Annotated in this window: 11 protein-coding genes; 6 read left to right on the forward strand and 5 right to left on the reverse strand. The window is 69.0% G+C overall.

Annotation, left to right across the window (positions count from 1 at the left end; all coding sequences use genetic code 11):
- Positions 1-356: 356 nt before the first annotated feature.
- The 4 genes from D892_RS0112055 (at position 357) to D892_RS0112070 (ending at position 7,025) form a co-directional block, all read left to right on the forward strand.
- Positions 357-1,634, forward strand: a complete 1,278-nt coding sequence (locus tag D892_RS0112055; RefSeq protein WP_051499050.1) for a cytochrome P450 — start codon at positions 357-359, stop codon at positions 1,632-1,634.
- On the forward strand, positions 1,627-2,892 hold the full coding sequence (locus tag D892_RS0112060) for a cytochrome P450 (RefSeq protein ID WP_232236063.1): 1,266 nt from the start codon (positions 1,627-1,629) through the stop codon (positions 2,890-2,892). The genes D892_RS0112055 and D892_RS0112060 overlap by 8 nt, the downstream gene beginning before the upstream one ends.
- Before the next feature lie 247 nt (positions 2,893-3,139).
- The gene (locus tag D892_RS0112065; RefSeq protein WP_036568742.1) at positions 3,140-4,348 is read left to right on the forward strand and encodes a cytochrome P450; all 1,209 of its coding nucleotides are present in this window, start codon (positions 3,140-3,142) and stop codon (positions 4,346-4,348) included.
- Positions 4,349-5,255: 907 nt separating this feature from the next.
- On the forward strand, positions 5,256-7,025 hold the full coding sequence (locus D892_RS0112070) for an acyl-CoA dehydrogenase (protein ID WP_024801482.1): 1,770 nt from the start codon (positions 5,256-5,258) through the stop codon (positions 7,023-7,025).
- Between the two features lie 186 nt (positions 7,026-7,211).
- Here D892_RS0112070 and D892_RS0112075 read toward each other — a convergent pair whose 3' ends face one another.
- The 3 genes from D892_RS0112075 to D892_RS0112085 form a co-directional block, all read right to left on the reverse strand.
- Positions 7,212-9,098 (reverse strand): ABC transporter ATP-binding protein, encoded by a 1,887-nt coding sequence (locus D892_RS0112075; protein ID WP_024801483.1) that lies wholly within the window; start codon positions 9,096-9,098, stop codon positions 7,212-7,214.
- A 143-nt stretch (positions 9,099-9,241) separates the two neighbouring features.
- Positions 9,242-10,444, reverse strand: a complete 1,203-nt coding sequence (locus D892_RS0112080) for a cytochrome P450 (RefSeq protein WP_024801484.1) — start codon at positions 10,442-10,444, stop codon at positions 9,242-9,244.
- A gap of 103 nt (positions 10,445-10,547) precedes the next feature.
- Positions 10,548-11,141 (reverse strand): TetR/AcrR family transcriptional regulator, encoded by a 594-nt coding sequence (locus D892_RS0112085; protein WP_024801485.1) that lies wholly within the window; start codon positions 11,139-11,141, stop codon positions 10,548-10,550.
- Positions 11,142-11,530: 389 nt separating this feature from the next.
- Between D892_RS0112085 and D892_RS0112090 the strand changes: the two genes are divergently transcribed.
- Positions 11,531-14,329, forward strand: coding sequence for an FAD-binding and (Fe-S)-binding domain-containing protein (locus D892_RS0112090; RefSeq protein WP_024801486.1), 2,799 nt, complete (start codon positions 11,531-11,533; stop codon positions 14,327-14,329).
- 407 nt (positions 14,330-14,736) lie between these two features.
- A complete protein-coding gene (locus tag D892_RS0112100) occupies positions 14,737-15,663 on the forward strand; it encodes a DNA-3-methyladenine glycosylase (protein ID WP_036568743.1) in 927 nt (308 codons plus the stop codon).
- A 186-nt stretch (positions 15,664-15,849) separates the two neighbouring features.
- Here D892_RS0112100 and D892_RS0112105 read toward each other — a convergent pair whose 3' ends face one another.
- Together D892_RS0112105 and D892_RS0112110 are read right to left on the reverse strand one after the other, a co-directional pair.
- Positions 15,850-17,148 carry a sugar ABC transporter substrate-binding protein gene (locus D892_RS0112105; protein WP_156959475.1) on the reverse strand — a complete coding sequence of 433 codons (1,299 nt, stop codon included), beginning with the start codon at positions 17,146-17,148 and terminating at the stop codon, positions 15,850-15,852.
- Positions 17,145-17,954 carry a carbohydrate ABC transporter permease gene (locus D892_RS0112110; RefSeq protein WP_024801489.1) on the reverse strand — a complete coding sequence of 270 codons (810 nt, stop codon included), beginning with the start codon at positions 17,952-17,954 and terminating at the stop codon, positions 17,145-17,147. Before D892_RS0112110 ends, D892_RS0112105 begins: the two co-directional genes overlap by 4 nt.
- Between the last annotated feature and the right edge of the window lie 154 nt (positions 17,955-18,108).

The following is an 18,108-nucleotide window of genomic DNA, read 5'->3' on the forward strand; positions in this document are numbered from 1 at the left end:
CGGAACCCGAACGTGTGATCGAGTGTCACGGCGGGTCCGGGTCCGTTCCGGGGAGATGGCGAATGCGGCGCGGAGCGTTGGCCAGCGGTTCGTCGGGCAGCCCCACCGAATGCGGCGGGTCGGCCTGCACGACTCGGCGGCGATCTGTACCATCTGAAAACGCTTGAAACATGCTCTAGGGCAATCACTTTGACCCCGGAGGGAGCGGGATGAGCCGACGAGTGTACACGGATGCCCAGGGCTCGGTGGTGTCCTGACCTGTCCGGGGGTCGGCTGTGGCTCACAGTAGTTTGTGCGGAATGCGTTGCCGCTGAGCATGACTCGTCAACATTCTCATCTACCGTTGGAGTTGGAGATTGACCACGCCGCAGCTGCCCGGAACGTCGCCGGAGCGGCGTCGTACCGTAGTGCACGGCTCACCCGTCGACACCGAACCCGAGTTCGCGCTGTACACACCCGAGTTCGCGGCCGATCCGCATCGCGTCTACGAGCAGATGCGGCGGCGTTTTCGGTCGCTGGTACCGGTCTGGCTGGACAGGGATGTGCCCGCGACCTTGGTGATCTCGCACCGGACCGCGGTGCGGATTCTGCATGACCCCGACCATTTTCCCTCCGATCCGCGGGTGTGGGAGAAGACCCTGCCCGCCGATCACCCGCTGCGGCCGATGCTGGAGTGGCGGCCCAACGCCCTGCGCAACTCCGGCAACGACCATGTGCGGTACGGCGATGCGAATCGCGATTCGATCGCCGGGGTCGACCTGCACGCCATGCACGGCGTGGTCGAGCGGTTCGCTATCGACCTGATCAACAACTTCTGCGGCGGCGACGGTACCGAGCCCTGGGGGCGAGCCGATCTGCTCGGCCAGTACATCTACCCCCTCGTCTACAAATCCCTGGGGTACATGCTCGGCTTCGACGACGACACCCTCGACAAGGTCGGACGGGGCATGGCGGCCATCTTCGACGCCTCCGGCGACGCCGAGGCCGGAAACGACCTGCTGATGGGCACCCTCTACCAGCACGTCCGGCGCAAGCAGGCCAGTACCGACGACGACATCACCACCCGCCAGATCAGGCATCCCAGCAACCTCAGCGAAGAGGAAGTCGTCCACCAGCTCGTCACCCTGCACGGCGGCGGTTCGGAGCCCGAGGTGCATCTGATCAGCAACACGCTGTTGCTGATGCTGACCGACGACCGGTTCGCCGGCAACCTGCTGGACGGCAGCCTCTCGACGCGCGATGCGCTGGAAGAGGTCTCGTTCACCAATCCGCCGCTGGCGAACTACTGCGCCACCTATCCGCGCCAGCCGGTCTTCATCGACGACACCTGGCTACCCGCTCATCAGCCCGTCCTGATCAGCATGGCGGCCTGCAACGCCGACCCCGCGGTGCGGGCGCCGGATCTCCGGGGCAACCGCTCACATCTCGCCTTCTCCGCGGGCGAACATCAGTGCCCGGCCCGGATACCCGGCCTGCAGATCGCCGAGGACGCCGTCGACCAGCTGCTCGACGCGCTCCCGGACATGAGGTTGGCCGTGCATCCCAGCGAACTGGTGTGGCGGCCCGGCCCACTTCACCGTGCCCTCACGGAACTGCCGGTCGTCTTCCCCACCTCTCCACCGTTGCATGTCTAGTGAGGAGATCATGATGGAGCATCACGACGCGGTAGTCCTGGACATTCAGGGCGCCGACATCCAGGGCGAGGCCGCACGCCTGCGCGAACGCGGACCGATCGTCCGCGTTGTGCTGCCGGAGGGCGTCCCGGCCTGGTCGGTGACCGACCACCAGATTCTGCGCAGCCTGCTACTCGACCCGCGGGTGTCGAAGGACTCGCGCCAGCACTGGCCGGCCTTCATCAACGGCGAGATCGGTCCGGACTGGCCGTTGTTCACGTGGGTGGCGGTGAACAACATGTTCACCGCCTACGGCGACGACCACGCCCGGCTACGGAAACTGGTCCGGCCCGCGTTCACCCGGCAGCGGATGGAGGAGATGCGGCCGCGCGTCGAGGCGATCGCCACCGACCTGCTGGGCCGGCTGGCGCAGACGCCCGCGGGCCAACCGGCCGACCTGCGGGAGGGCTTCTGCTATCCGCTGCCGATCCGGGTCATCACGGAGTTGATGGGCGTTCCCGAATCGCTGGGGCCGGGCCTGCGCACGTGCGTGGACGGCATCTTCGACACCTCGCTGACCCCGGAGCAGGCGCAGGCCAACTTTCTCGAGATGCAGCGCATCCTGCGTGAGCTCGTCGCCTACCGCCGTGCCACCCCGGGCGACGACATGACCAGCGTGCTGGTCGCGCACCGGGACGAGGAGGACGGCTCCCAGCTGACCGAGCAGGAGCTCGTCGACACCCTGCTGCTGGTCATCAGCGCCGGGCACGAGACCACCGTCAACCTGCTCGACCAGGCCATCTATCTGCTGCTCACGGCGCCGGACCAGCGAGCCCACGTGGTCTCGGGCGAGGTCTCCTGGAGCGAACTGGTCGAAGAGGCGCTGCGGTTCGAGGCCCCGGTCGCGAATTTGCCGCTGCGCTTCGCCGTCGACGACATCACGATCGATACGGCCGCGGGCCCCGTCCACATCGCGAAGGGCGAGGCCATCCTCGCCTCCTACGCCGCGGCCAACCGCGACCCGCAGGTCTTCGGCGCCACCGCCGGCGAATTCGACGTGACCCGGAAAACCAAGGACCACTTGGCATTCGGCTGGGGACGGCACCTGTGCCTGGGCGCGGCACTGGCGCGGCTGGAAGCCGGAATCGCCCTGAAGTCCCTTTTCGAGCGCTTCCCCGAGATGACCTTGGCGACCGGACCGGCGGAACTGGGTACGGTTCCCGGATTCATCAGCAACGGCCATGGACGATTGCCGGTGATTCTGGCCGGACACGAGTAGCCGCGCGGACCGGCGTGGGGGCACGGGTGCGATCATGCTGTGCCCCAACGGTTCACCGTAGTCGCGGCCGATCCCGGCAGGGCCGGCCGCGCACGGCTCGGCCCAGCAACGGCACGGTTTCGGCGTCAGCACCCTTCGAGCATGCGGGCGACGCTGGGCCTCTGCTTGGGTACTATGCTGCCGCAGCCGATTTCAAGGAGACCACGTGTATCCGCAGCACACGCATCAGGGTGCTACCGCCAACTCAATGTCGTCGATCGAGCTCGTAGGTCCTCGAATCCCCATTTACAGTCCGGAATTCGCGGCCGACCCGCACGGGTTCTACCGCCGGATGCGCAGCGATTACGGACCGCTGGTGCCGATCGAGATGTGGCCGGGCGTGCCGGCAACCCTGGTCGTCAAATATGGCACAGCCGTACGAATTCTCAACGACTCGCACCATTTTCCGGCCGATCCGAGTATCTGGCAGAAAACCGTACCGTCGGATATTCCGATCATGCCGATGATCGAATACCGGCCCAACGCGATTCGTACCAGCGGTGCGGAGCACACCCGCTACCGCAGTGCCCTGAACGACGCCTTGGCCGGTATCGACCTGAACTCGCTGCGCACCATGGTGGAGAACTCCGCCATCCCGATCATCAACACGTTCTGCGAGGACGGGAATGCGGACCTGTTGAACCAGTACATCCTCCCGTTGGTCTTCTCCGTCTTCTGCGAGATGCTCGGCTGTCCACCGGAGATCGGTGAACGGGTCGCCACCGCCAGTGCCGCGATGTTCGACGGTGTGGACACCGACACCGTGAACGCGATCATGGGCCAGGCGCTGGTAGACCTCACCGCCCTGAAGCGCGCCCACCCGGCCGACGACGTCACCACGAGGCTGGTCCAGCATTCCACCGGAATGTCCGACGAGGAGATGGTGCACCAGTTGGTCCTGTTGTTCGCGGCCGGTGTCGAACCGCCGGTGAACCTGATCGCCAACACGCTGCTGCTGATGCTCACCGATATCCGTTTCACCAGCGAGGACAATAGGGTTCCGCTGTCGACGCGGACCGCACTCGACGAACGACTGGCGACCGACCCGCCGATGGCGAACTATTGCATCACCTATCCTCGCCAGCCCATTCTGATCGAGGACGTATGGCTGCCGGCGGATCAGCCGGTGGTCATCAGTATGGCCGCATGTAATACGGATCCGGAGATGAACACGGGCGAATTTCTGGACAATGGCTGGAATTTGGCGTTCAGCACCGGCGACCATGCCTGTCCCGCACATGCCCGCCCGTACGGGATTCTGCTCGCGCAGGACGTTATCGATCAACTCCTGGATACCCTTCCGGAAATGAAACTGGCGGTTCCCGAAAATGATCTCCTCTGGCGCCCCGGCCCATTTCACCGAGCGTTGACGGCATTTCCTGTCGTTTTCCCGCCGTCCCCCCAGTTCGTCCTCTGACGAAGTAGTTTTCTCGACCGCACTGTTGCGCGAGCGCCGGGGCGGGTGGCTGCCGAGGTCCCACCCGGCGCTCCGGTCGCGCTCGGTTGTGTTGGGCGGTAACAGCTTTCGCGGCGCTGGTGGGGAGCGTATCCGGCGGTGTGGAGGGCCGTGTCGGTGAGAACTGTTCGGGCCGACGGCCTTCGGCGAGCGGGGGCCGTGGGCGGAGCGCGAGCCGGTCCGGAACTACCGGTTCCGGACCCGACTCGACGATCGGCGCGTCGGAGATGTATCGCGCCGGTGATGATCACTCCCGCCGCGTGCAGCCGCTCGCCCGGCCGCCCGGCGGCCCTCGGCAATATTGGGACGTACCACTAAGACCGGGCGCGCTCCACCCCAAATTTTTGTCACCGTTCGTGGTGAACTCCAACACGGTTTGTGTCACAATACAATTCGTGTCTCGATTGGGTCAAAGGCAACTCTGCGGCAACGAGGGTGTCGCAGTTCGACCCGACCGTAATAGCGGCCCGGCGGCGTACTCACGCTGTTTCCCGGCCGATACCGACCGATCGCCCGCCTCACCGGCGAAATCAGATCGAGCGACCGTGGCTTCGGGAACCGTTGCTGTGTTCCCGCGATTCACCGAGGGCCGGCGTCGGCTCTTCGAGGGCCTGGATCGGCCCGCGTCCGCTCCACCGCGCTGCGCGCGGAACCCGGTGGCCGGGTAGCGAACGACATTCACGTGAAGGTGGTGCATTGAACGTTTGACGGGTGATCGCCCGGCCCTCCCGCCTCGGTCCCCGGTCGTGTTCGCGTGAACATGCGATCACAGCGGGCTCCGGTGCATCGAGGTCCGAAAGCGGTTGCCTCGAGTATGCCCGACGGTAGACGAGCGACCGCTGGGATCGGAAAAATGTAGGAGGCAGTTATGGCTACAAACGGCTACCGGGAACGCACATCGCTGGCGGAGCTTCTCCGGCACGGTGACCTGGAGTTCCACCAGCAACTGCAACAGGTTCTGACCAACCCGGACTTCGCCGTCACCGAGCGGCAGAGTCAGGAGCAACGGCGGGAGAACGCCTATGATCACTTGCGGTATCTGGTCAAGGAGATCGGCAGCACTCGCGCCGTCGCCACCGATCTACCCGAGCTGTTCGCGGTCTTCGACTGGTCCGCGGTGCTGGCGACGGACCTGATCCCACTGATCTCCGGCCACTACAACCTGGCCTCGGGCAGCCTGGCCACCCTGACCGATTCCGATTCCGCCGCACCGTATCTGCACGATCTGGACGACGCCTCCAGCATCGGCGTCATGCTGCTCACCGAGTACGGGTGCGGATCCAACATCGGATTCATGCAGACCACCGCGACCTGGGACGGTGACGGGTTCGTGCTCAACACCCCGAACCCGCGGGCCCGGAAATTCATGCCCAGCGTCGGCATCCCGGTCGCCCGGGTCTGTGTCATCGGTGCGCGGTTCATCGATGCGGCGGGCGTCGATCAGGGCGTGCACCTGTTCACCGCGCGGCTGCGCGACGCCAACGGCGACCCGTGCCCCGGCGTGACGATCACCCAGCTCGATCATCAACCGCTGGTCATCATGGACAACTCGGTCATCAGCTTCGACAATCTCCGGGTCGAGCGCGATGCCTGGCTGAGCAACGACCTGGCCACCATCGATGACGAGGGCGTGCTGACCTGGCGCGACGAGAACAGCCGGAAGCGGGCCTTCTCCTCGGCGATCAGCCAGCTGACGGTCGGGCGGCTGGCCCTGTCGTCCTGCCTGAACGCCTCGGCCCGCGCCTCGCTCTACATCGCGCTGCGCTACGCCGCCAAGCGGGTGGTGCCGCTGACGCCGTTCGACAGCCCGCTCATGGCCGATATCCCGCACGTGCGCAACACTCTGCTCACCGACCTGGCGGGCACCGTCGCCCGGACCGTCTACGGCAACTCGATCAAGACCTTCCTGGCCGACAGCGATCTCACCGATCGCGACACCGTCGTGTCGGTGATGCTGGCCAAGCACTTCATCCAGCTGCACGCGCTGGATACGGTCACGCACTGCCGCATCAAGATGGGTGCGCAGGGCATGTTCAGCGCCAACCGGGTCGCCGGCTACCTGGGCGTCTGTCATGCGGCCATCACCGGGGAGGGCGACTGTCACGTCCTCGGTTCCGTCGCCGGTCGCGTCCTGGCCAGACAACTCGCCGGCAAACAGCCGCCGGAACCCGAGCTACACGACCCCGCCGACGCCGCCGACCGCATACGCCTGCTCAGCGCTCGTACTCTCACGATCGTGCAGGAGGCGCAGCAACATCTGGCGACGCCTGCGCTGGCCGACCGGTTGGCGGTCATCCCGGAGGCCCTGAACCTGGCCGAGGCATACTGCGCCGAAGAGGCCCTGAGCCTGCTCGACGCGCGAGCCGAATATCCCGAGATCGCCGCCGCGCGTGACGTTTTCGCGCTGCATTATCTCGACGAGCATGCCGCATGGTACCTCACCCACGGCCTGCTCGACGTCGCCGCCGTCGAGACGATCAAGCGGCAGCTCGCCCGGGCCATCGACAACCTCGCCGACAACCTGCCCTCGTTACTGGACGCCTTCGGTTTCGACGACGAAATTCTGGACGCGCCGGTAATTTCCGACGATCTGCCCGCCGCGTGGGACGCCCGCTGCAACGACCCCCGCCGCAACTGATACCGGGGACCCACCGATCCACGCCTGCGGCGTCGTCCGTGCACAGCGCCGTGCTCGGGTAGGTCGCCGCACCGGATGAACGACGATGCCGCCGGACTCCTGTTCCGGTCCCTCGAACAGGAATTCGGCGGTATCTCTATACCTGCGGTATCTCTGTACCTGCGGCCTCTGTGCGCACCGCTCGGATCACACGGCCACCGGTTCCGGATCGTCGTCGGTGGCGAACTGGGTGCGGTACAGCTCGGTGTAGCGGCCGCCCGCGCTCAGCAGCCGGGAGTGGGTGCCGCGCTCGACGATTCGGCCCTCCTCCAGCACCAGGATCTGGTCGGCGCTGCGGATCGTGGACAGGCGGTGGGCGATCACCAGCGATGTCCTGCCCTCCAGGGCCTCGGCCAGCGCCTCCTGCACGGCCGCCTCCGAGGTGGAGTCCAGCGAGGCGGTGGCCTCGTCCAGGATGACCACCCGGGGCTGCTTGAGCAGCAGGCGGGCGATCGTCAGGCGTTGCCGCTCACCGCCGGAGAGCCGGTAGCCGCACTCGCCGACCACCGTATCCAGCCCGTCGGGCAGCGCGGCGACCAGCTCGTGCAGCCGGGCGCGGCGCAGCGCCTCCCACATGTCCGCGTCTGTCGCCTCCGGCCGGGCCAGGCGCAGATTGGCGCGGATGGAGTCGTGGAACAGGTGGCCGTCCTGGGTGACCAGGCCGACCGTGTCGTGAATCGAGCGACCGGTCAGCTCGCGCACATCCACGCCGTTCAGCCGCACCCCTCCGGAGTCGACGTCGTACAGTCGCGAAACCAATTGGGCGATGGTCGATTTCCCGGCGCCCGACGAGCCGACCAGGGCGACCATCTGCCCGGGCTCGGCGTGCAGCGAAATCCCGTGCAGCACCTCCACTCCGCCGCGCGCGTCCAGTGTGGCGACATCCTCCAGCGAGGCCAGCGACACCTTGTCGGCCGACGGGTAGCCGAAGCGGACATCGTCGAACCGCACCGAAACCGGCCCGGCAGGCACCGGTTTCGCGTCGGGAGCGTCCTGGATCAGCGGCTTCAGATCCAGCACCTCGAAGACCCGCTCGAAGCTGACCAGCGCCGACATGATGTCCACCCGGGCGCTGGCGAGTGCGGTCAGCGGGGTATAGAGGCGGGTCAGCAGCAGCGACAGCGCCACCACCGAGCCGGCGTCCAGCTGTCCGCGCAGCGCGTACCAGCCGCCGAGGCCGTAGACCAGCGCGACCGCCAGCGCCGACACCAGCGTCAGCGCCGTCACGAAGATCGTCTGCAGCATCGCCGTCCGCACGCCGATATCCCGCACGCGCCCGGCGCGCAGCGCGAACTCCGTCGACTCCTGCCGTGGCCGGCCGAACAGCTTCACCAGGGTGGCGCCCGGCGCGGAGAACCGCTCCGTCATCTGGCTGCTCATCGCGGCGTTCAGCTGGGCGGCCTCGCGCTGGATCTCGGCCACCCGCGACCCCATCCGGCGCGCGGGAAACATGAACAGCGGCAACAGGATCAGCGCCAGCAGCGTGATCTGCCAGGACAGCCGCACCATCACCACCAGCGTGAGCAGCAGGGTGACGGCGTTGGTGACCACGCCCGACAGCGTGGTGCTGAAGGCGCGCTGCGCACCGATCACATCGCTGTTCAGGCGGCTGACCAGCGCGCCGGTCCGGGTGCGGGTGAAGAACGCTACGGGCAGCCGCTGCACGTGGTCGAAGACGGCCGTGCGCAGGTCCAGGATCAGGCCCTCGCCGATCCGCGCCGACAGCCAGCGGATCACGATGCCCAGCCCGGCGTCCAGCACCGCGACCGCGCCGATCACCGCCGCCAGCATGACCACCGACCCCGGCGCGGCATGGCCGACGATGCCGTCGACCACCTGGCCGGCCAGCACCGGATTGGCCACCGCCAACAGCGCCGACGCGACGCTGAACGCCAGGAACCCGATCAGTTGCGGCCGGTGCGGCCGGGCGAAGCGCAGGATGCGCCGCGCCGTGGCGCGGCCGATCGCCCGCCGTTCCTGTGGTGCGTGTGCCTGCCGGTAGAGCTGACTCCACGCCTCCGACTCGATACTCATCCGACCGCTCCTTCTCCTCCGGGTCATCGAACCCGAGGGCACCGACACTAAGACCTCAACATTGGTTGAGGGCAAGTGGTACCGCGGCCGGACCCGGTTCGCGGACGGCGAAATCCGCGGGAAGGAGCGGGAGCAGATCCCGGTTACCAGCTCAACGGGAGCGCCGTCGGCCCGCGCACCAGCAGGCCGATCTTCCACGACACCTCGTCGGCCGGCACGGCCAGCCGCAGCGACGGGAACCGTTGCAGCAGTGCGCCCATCGCGACCTGTAGTTCGATCCGGGCCAGCTGCGCGCCGACGCAGTGGTGGGCGCCGTGTCCGAACGCGACGTGCGGATTGTGCGTGCGGGTGAGGTCGAGTCGCTCCGGATCCTCGAAGACGGCCTCGTCGCGATTGGCGGCCTGCATATTCACGAACACCGCCTCACCGGCCCGCACCGTGACCCCGGCCAGCTCGACATCCTCGGTGGCGATCCGGGGTGACGAACCGCCCGAACCCAGCTGGACGTAGCGCAGCAGTTCCTCGATCGCGCCGCGCACCCGGTCCGGCCGCTCGCGCAGCAGTTCCCAGTGCTCCCGCTCGGTGAGCAGCAGGTAGGTGAAGTTGGCGATCTGGTTGGCGGTCGTCTCGTGGCCGCCGATCAGCAGGCCGATGCCCAGGTTGATCAGCTCGATCTCGCTCAGCCGATCGTCGTCGTCGCGCGCGGTGACCAGCGCGTGCAGCAGATCCTCGGACGGGCGGCGGCGACGTTCCGCGATCAGCTCGGCGAGATACTCCTCCAGGGCCACGCGCCCGGCAATGATCTGCTCGCGGGTGTAGGCGGTGGTGGAGACGATCATGTCGGAGAATTCCCGGAACCGGTGCTGGTCGCGCGGCGGGACGCCGAGTACCTCGCAGATCACCGTGACCGGCAGCGGCAGCGCGAAATCGCGCACCAGATCGGTGGGCGGCCCGGCCCGTTCGATATCGCCCAGCAGCGCGTCCACGATCTCCTGCACGCGCGGGCGCAACAACTCGACCCGGCGGCCGGTGAACGCTTTGGCGACCAGCTTGCGCAGCCTGCTGTGCTCCGGCGGATCCAGGCCGAGCAGCGAATCCGGCCGGGCCGGCGTCGGCGTCGTGCGCGGAACGTCCTCGCGCCCGGCCGCCGCGGCACGGCTGAACCGCCGGTCCGCGAGCACCAGCTTCACGTCCTCGTAGCGGGTGACCAGCCACCCCTCACCGCCGTAGGGCAGCAGAATGCGCGAAACCGGTTCCTCGCGGCGAAGCTTCGCGAACAGCGGATCGATGTCGAGACGGACCGGTTCGCCGAAGGGGAATCGGCGCACCTCGGTGTTGACGGTCATGCGGTCTTCCTTCCCCGGCGCCGGGTGGCCCCACCGATGTAAGCAACTGCTTACTTACCTACGTTAAGAGACGGCGCGAGGCCCAGTCAACGATCGAATCCGGTTATCGCGGTGGAAAATTCGTATCCGTCTGCTCCAGCAGCGCCTGGGCGGCGCGGAGCACATGGGCGGCAACCGCCGCCGGATCGGCGCTCGCCAGCGACTCGCGGCGGTGCACCGAACGCACCAGCCCGATGCCGAGCAGCCATGCCAGCAGCAGTTCGGCGCGCAGCTCGCCGTCCGGCCCGTCGGTGAGCGCGGACAGCTCGCGAACGTATTCGTCGCCCAGTTCCCGGCGAATCACCGAGGCGCTGGACTCGTGCCCGCTCGACCGCAGCGCGGCCTGTAGCCAATACGCCTGGGCCGGTTCGTCGACCGGTACCAGCGCGCGGGCCAGCAGCCGGGCGAACAGGCCGTCGGCGGGCCCGTCCGCGAGCAGTCGCCGGCCGCGGTCGGCGATCGCCGCCCGGAACAGGTCGTCCTTGGTGCCGAAGTACCGGAACAGCAGGGCCTGGTTCACGCCCGCGCGGGCCGCGATGTCCCGCACGGTCGCCCGCTCGTAACCCCGCTCCGCGAACGACTGCTGCGCCGCCGCCAGGATCGCCGCCCTGGTGGCGACCGCATCCCGCTTCCGGCCGCCCGGCTCGTTCGTCGCCATGAATCCTCCGCTCACCCGCACGTCACCCGGAACAGCAGCGTAGGTGACGGGCGAGACCGACAAACAGGCGTCGGATCGGCGGAGCGGCTCGGTTCGGCGCGGTGACTCCCCGCATTGGTGCCGACCGGGATACGCGCACTCGCGGCACACCATCGGTCTGTGCCGGACCGTCCGTGGCGAGGCGGGGCTCGAACGGAAGCGACAGTGCAGCGTCGAACGGGCCGGACCGTTGTCGTTGTGTACCGTTCGGTTCAGCGCGATTCGGGTCCGCCGCCGACGTCCGTTGCTGTTCGGTCAGGGTCTCCACAGGCACCGATGTACTGGGGTTTGTTCGCTCCGAGCGGGTGCCGAGTCCGGGTAACTGGTGACACTCGGAATAGTGTGGCGGTATGGCCGGATCGTGGGTGCGGGCGCTGGGCGACAGGATCGACGGGGAGGTCGACGATTCCGAGCGGCGGCGGGCGGAGTACTCGTCCGACGCCTCGAACTACCGCGTGCTTCCGGAGGCGGTGGTCTTCCCGCGCAGCGATGCGGATGTGGCGGCCGCGCTGGAGTTCGCACGGGCCGAGGGGCGGCCGGTCACCGCGCGCGGTGCGGGGACGTCGGTGGCGGGCAACTCCATCGGTCCCGGGCTGGTGCTGGACTTCAGCAGGCATCTGAACTCGGTCCGGGTGGATCCCGAGAAGCGGTGCGCGCGAGTGCGACCAGGCGCGGTGCTGGGTTCGCTGCAACGGCACGGCAGCGCGCACGGGTTGCGCTTCGGGCCCGATCCGTCGACCCAGAACCGGTGCACGCTGGGCGGGATGATCGGCAACAACGCCTGCGGACCGCGCGCGGTCGCCTGGGGCCGGACCTCCGATACCGTGCGGGAACTGCGGATTCTCGACGGCACCGGGACGGAGCGGGTGCTCGCCGGGGGACTGGACTCGGTGCCCGGGCTCGGCGGCTTCGCCCGCGACCACCTGGCCGTGATCCGCACCGAACTCGGCCGATTCGACCGGCAGGCGTCGGGCTACGGGCTGGAACATCTGCTGCCCGAGCGCAATCCATCGGCGGCCCGGGCCTTCGTCGGCACCGAGGGCACCTGCGGTCTGCTGCTGGAGGCGAGCGTGGACCTGGTGCCGGTGCCGCGCGGCACCGTGCTGGTCGTGCTCGGATATCCGGACATGCCCACGGCCGCCGACGATGTCGCGACGGTCATGGCCGGGGCGCCGATCGCCGTGGAAGGGATCGACGCCCGGCTGGTGGACGTCGTGCGCGTGCACCACGGCGCCGTTCCGGAGTTGCCGAACGGACGTGGTTGGCTGTTCGTCGAATTCGCCGGGGACACCACCGGCGAGGCGCACGACCGGGCGTCGGCGCTGTGCCGGGCCGCGAACGCGCTGGACAGCCGGATCGTCGCCGACCCCGAGGAGGCCGCGCGGCTGTGGCGGATCCGGGGGGAGGGCGCCGGCCTGGCCGGGCGCACCCCGGACGGCCATCCGGCCTGGCCCGGCTGGGAGGACGCCGCGGTGCCGCCCGCGAACCTGGGTGACTACCTGCGCGACTTCGAGGATCTGAAGCGCGCCCACGGCGTCGACGGCCTGCTGTACGGGCACGTCGGCGACGGCTGTATCCACGTGCGGCTGGATCTGCCCATCGCCGATGCGCCGCAACGGTTCCGGGCCTTCCTGGAGGATGCCGCCGATCGGGTGGTGCGTTTCGGCGGATCGCTGTCCGGGGAGCACGGCGACGGCCGGGCCCGCTCGGAACTGCTGTCGCGCATGTACTCCCCGGCCGCACTGGCCGCCTTCGCCGAGTTCAAGGCGCTTTTCGATCCCGACGACCTGCTGAACCCGGGTGTTCTGGTGCGGCCCAGGGCGATCGATGCCGACCTGCGCCTGGCCGGCTTGCGCCCGGCGCCCGCGGCGGGCGGGTTCGCCTTCCTCGGGGACGGCGACGTCGGCACCGCGGTGCACCGCTGCGTCGGACTCGGCAAGTGCCGCGCGGATATCCGCGCCACGGGCGGGTTCATGTGCCCGTCGTATCTGGCGACCGCCGACGAGAAGGACACCACCCGCGGCCGCGCCCGGGTCCTGCAGGAGGTGGTGCGCGGCGACCTGGACTGGCGGTCCCCGGCGGTCTCCGAATCCCTCGATCTGTGCCTGTCCTGCAAGGCCTGCGGTTCGGACTGCCCGGCCGGCGTGGATATGGCCACCTACAAGTCGGAGGCGCTGCACCGCCGGTACCGGCACCGCCCGCGGCCCATGGACCACTACGTCCTCGGCCGGCTCTCGCGCTGGCTCGCGTTCGGCACCCGGCTGCCGGGGACGGTCAACGCCGTCGCCGGGGTGGCCCCGCTGCGCCGGATCGGGCTGCGGGCCGCGGGCATGGATCCGCGCCGCCCGGTTCCGCGGCTGGCGGACAGGAGCTTTCGCGCGATGTGGAAATCGCGGGCCGGCGACCATCCGGGCGGAGCCGCCCGCGGCGATGTCCCGGCGGGCGGCGATCCGGGCGTGCTGCTGTGGATCGACAGCTTCACCGACGCGTTCGCGCCCGAGATCGGCTGGGCGGCGGTCGAATTGATCGAGTCGCTCGGCCACCGGGTGCGGATTCCGCGACGGCGGGTCTGCTGCGGACTCACCTGGATCAGCACCGGACAGCTCGGCGGCGCCCGGAAGCGGTTGCGCGCCACGCTCGATGCGCTCGACGAGCACGTGCGGGCCGGTGGGCCGGTCGTCGGGCTGGAGCCGTCCTGCGCGGCGGCACTGCGCTCGGATCTGCCGGACCTGCTACCCGGGGACCCGCGCTCGGCCGCGACCGCGCAGGCGGTACTCACACTCGCCGAATTCCTGGAAAGGCATCCGGACTGGCAACCGCCGGACCGCTCCGACACGTCGGCGGTGGTCCAGCCACACTGCCATCAACACGCGGTTCTCGGCTTCGACGCCGACCGGCGCGTGCTGCGGAAGGCCGGTGTCGAGGTCACCGAAAGCAGCGGTTGCTGCGGGCTTGCCGGAAATTTCGGGATGCAGTCGGGGCATTACGACATCTCGGTCGCGGTGGCCGAGCACGGGTTACTTCCCGCGCTGCGGGACGCCGGTTCCGCGACAGCCTTCCTGGCCGACGGCTTCTCCTGTCGCACCCAGGCGGAGCAGCTGGCCGGCCGTACCGGTCGGCACCTCGCCCAATTCCTGCTGGAACCCTGAGAATTCGCTGCGAACCTCCTGCTGGAACGCGGCGACTTCCCGCGCCGGAGCACCCGTTGCCGGTGCCGCGGGTGCTCCGGTGGCGGTGACTCAGCTGCCGAACGGCAGGGTGCCCGGCGGGATCGAGTAGCCGGAGCTACCGGCGAAGACACTGCCCCAGGTGCTCAGTAGCCAATTCAGAACATTGGTAACCATGGAAACCTCCGTCGTGGCGTATGCCGTCCGATTGCCGATGTGATCAATCGGTATCAGGATCGCCGTATGTGATTGTTCCGTTACAAGCTACTGGTCATCTGACCGTGCCGCCTTTGCCGGTGGTGGGGCTCGCGAAACCGAATGTGCCCCGGATCACTTCATCGATGCGGGTCGGTGTCCGGCCCGAGCGCCGTCCGGAGCACAATGTCCGGGTGGTTACGAAGATCGACGGCGCGGCGCGCACGGTGACCGCCGAGGGCCCGATCGATCTCGCGCACACCGTGACACCGCTGCGGCGCGGCGCCGGCGACCCGTGTCACCGGCGGACGCCGGACGGAGCGCACTGGCAGGCGTCGCGGATGCCGACGGGTGCGGTGACCTATCGGCTCACCCAGTCCGGGCCGTGCGCGGTGGCGGCGCGGGCGTGGGGGCCGGGCGCCGCGGAATTCCTCGACCGCCTGCCGCGGATGCTGTGCCTCGACGAGGACGTCACCGGCTTCGCCCCGGCGCATCCGAAGATCGCCGAGGCGCACCGCCGCTTCCCGGGGTTGCGGATGCTGCGCACCGGACTGGTGTTCGAGGCGCTGGTGCCCTCGATCCTGGAGCAGCGGGTGCACACCGTCTCGGCCCGCGCGTCGTGGCGGAAGCTGGTGTGGCGGTTCGGCGAATCCGCGCCGGGCCCGACCCCGGCGCCGATGCGGGTGCCGCCGGACGCCGAGACGTGGCGCTACATTCCGTCCTGGACGTACCACCGCGCCAACGTCGATCCGCAGCGCTCCCGGACCATCGTGCTGGCCGCTCGGATGGCCGACAAGCTCGAGCAGGCCGCCGGAATGGACCCCCAGGCGGCGGCGCGGCGGTTGCGCACGGTGCCCGGCATCGGCGAGTGGACGGCGGCCGAGGTCGCGCAGCGTGCCTTCGGCGACCCGGACGCCCTGTCGGTGGGCGACTTCCACCTGGCCTCGATCGTCGGCTGGACACTGCTGGGCCGCCCGCTGGACGACGACGCCATGGTCGAATACCTCGAACCGCTGCGCCCGCATCGCTACCGGGCCGTGCGCCTGCTGGAGATCTCCGGCCAGGCCCGCAAGCCGAAGTTCGCCCCACGCACGCCGCTGGTCGACATCACCCGCATCTGAACTCGGCATACCGCAGCGGGGGAACGCCTGCCGCGCAGCATGTCTCGGGCCTCGTTTCTCGGACAGGTTCGGGGCCGAATGCGGAAGCGGACCGGGAGACGGCTCGGGGTGCCAGTAGTCGGCACGGGAGAACATCTGCCGCGCAGGACAATCGCCGTCCGGTTGTCTGCGGTCCCGATCGCCTCGTCACTGTCCTGCGGCGTCCTCTGCGGCGGCGACGGCACGAGAGAGGGCCTCGGGCACGGGAATCCGGCCGAGGAACATCTCGCCGAGTACCCGCTGCGCGGCCTGCAGGGCCGCGGTGAATCCGGGCCCGCCGCCGGACGCGATATGCGGCCCGTCCAGCACGTCGAAGAACGGCGCGACGTCGATTCCCTTGGCGGCCCAATAGTTTCGATAGATCTGCTGATCGGCGACGACGGCCGGAACGGTGGCACCGTCGTCGGCGAGCGGGCGGTTGCCCGCGGCGCTGCCCAGCCAGGCCAGCACCCGGCGCACGGCGTCGGGGTGCGGGCTGTCGGCATTTCCCGCGACGCCGATCGCATTGTCGGTGCTCACTCGCCCGGCCGGTCCCTGCGGCAGCATCGCGATGCCCCACGGGAAAGGGGCCTGCTGGGCGATCTGCGCCAGGTTGAAGGTCCCGGACTGGAACAAGGCCAGCTTCCCTTGCAGGAAGGCATTTTTCGCGAAGTCGGCATTGGTGGAGTCACCGGTGGCATTGGTGTCCGCGGCCGACGGGGACAGCCGATCCGCGATCAGGCGTACCAGATAGCCGAACGCGGTGACGCCCTCCGGGCTGTCGAACACGAAGCGGCCGTCGCGCTGGAAGGCCCCGCCCGCCGAGCCGAGATACGGCAGCTCGAGGGACTGGAAGTCGCTGCCCGCGTTGTACGCCCACGGTGCCACCGCGGCGAGCCGCCGCAGCAGCGGCCGGAACGTGTCGTCGCCGCCGGGGCTCCACCGCACCGCGTTCAGCTCCGCGGGATCCACGTGCGCCGCCGCGAGCAGGTCGCGGTTGTAGAACACCGCCGTGCCGCCGTCGACCGATTGCGGTACGGCCCAGAGCGTTCCGTCGCGGGTGTACTGGTCGACCGCGGCGGGATCCAGGTTGCCCACGGCCCGCGGGCCGAGCGCGGCACCGGCGTCGACCAACCGCCCGGCATCGGCGTAGTCCTCGTACAGGTTGGTCCAGAACAGATCGTCCGCCGTGCCACCCGCGACGTCGAGGCGCAGCTTTTGCTGATAGGAAGCCCACGGCAGCACCGTGATCCGCACCTCGACATCGGGGTTGGCGCGCTCGAACGCGTCCAGCGACGCCCGGTACGCGGGGACCAGGCGCTCCTCCCAGACTCGCAGCCGCAGCACCGTGCGCCCCGACCCGTCGCCGGTGCGCCCCAGCCACAGCGCCGCGGCGACCAGCAGCAGCGCGCTCAATGCCAGGGCGAGGACCACCTGCGTCGAGATCTTCGGGGCCGTGATCCTCATCGCGGCGCCGTCCATCCGATCGACCGCAGCACCTGGCGCCGGAATGCCAGGAACAGCACCACCAGCGGCACGATCGCCAGTGTCGTCGCCGCCGTGACCAGCGTCCACTGTGCGTTGTACCGGGTCTGCAGGTTGGCCGTGGCCACTGTCAGCACCTGCCAGGTGCTGCCGCTGGCGGCGACCAGCGGCCACATGAAGTTGTTCCACTGCGAGACGATGGTGATCAGCGTCAGGGTGGCGAGGATCGGCCGGCTCATCGGCACCATCACGTGCACCAGGATGTCGGCGGTGCTCGCGCCGTCGAGCCGCGCGGCGCCGAGCAGTTCCTCCGGAATCATCCGGAAGTATTGGCGCAGTAAGAATATCGCGTAGGGCGAGCCGAACGCGAACGGAATCACCAACGCCCAGAAGGTGTTCAACCAGCCCAGCTCGGCGAACATCAGATACAGCGGAATCAGGGTCACCACGGGCGGCACCATCATGGTGCCCAGGTACACCCAGAACAGCGCGTCCCGTCCCGGGAATTCGGTGCGCGCGAACGCATATGCGGCCAGGATCGATGTGACGAGCTGCCCGCCGGTGACGAAGACCGTCATCAGCGCCGTCACCACCATGGCCCGCCCGAGCCCGCCCTGATCCAGTACGGTGCGAAAGTTGTCACCCGTCACCGGATTCGGCAGCGTCAACGGCGATCCCGCGGCGAACTGCCCGGGCGTCTTCGCCGCCGTGAGGGCACTGAGCACCAGCGGCGCGATCGTCAGAAGAGCCCCGGCGAGTAGCAGAAGGTACACGACGCCGGTCCGGATGAGGTCCACGCGTCCGCCACGCGGTGCCCGAGTCGATCGCACGGGCCCGCGGCCGGCCGAGCCGGCCGTCGGTGCGGCGCTCTCGATCACCGTCCCGGCCTCCTCGCTGTCCGCAGGGAACCCGGCAGCCGAGTGCCGGGGCGTGGCCGCCATC

The sequence above is a fragment of the Nocardia sp. BMG51109 genome (genome assembly GCF_000526215.1).
Taxonomy (GTDB): Bacteria; Actinomycetota; Actinomycetes; order Mycobacteriales; family Mycobacteriaceae; genus Nocardia.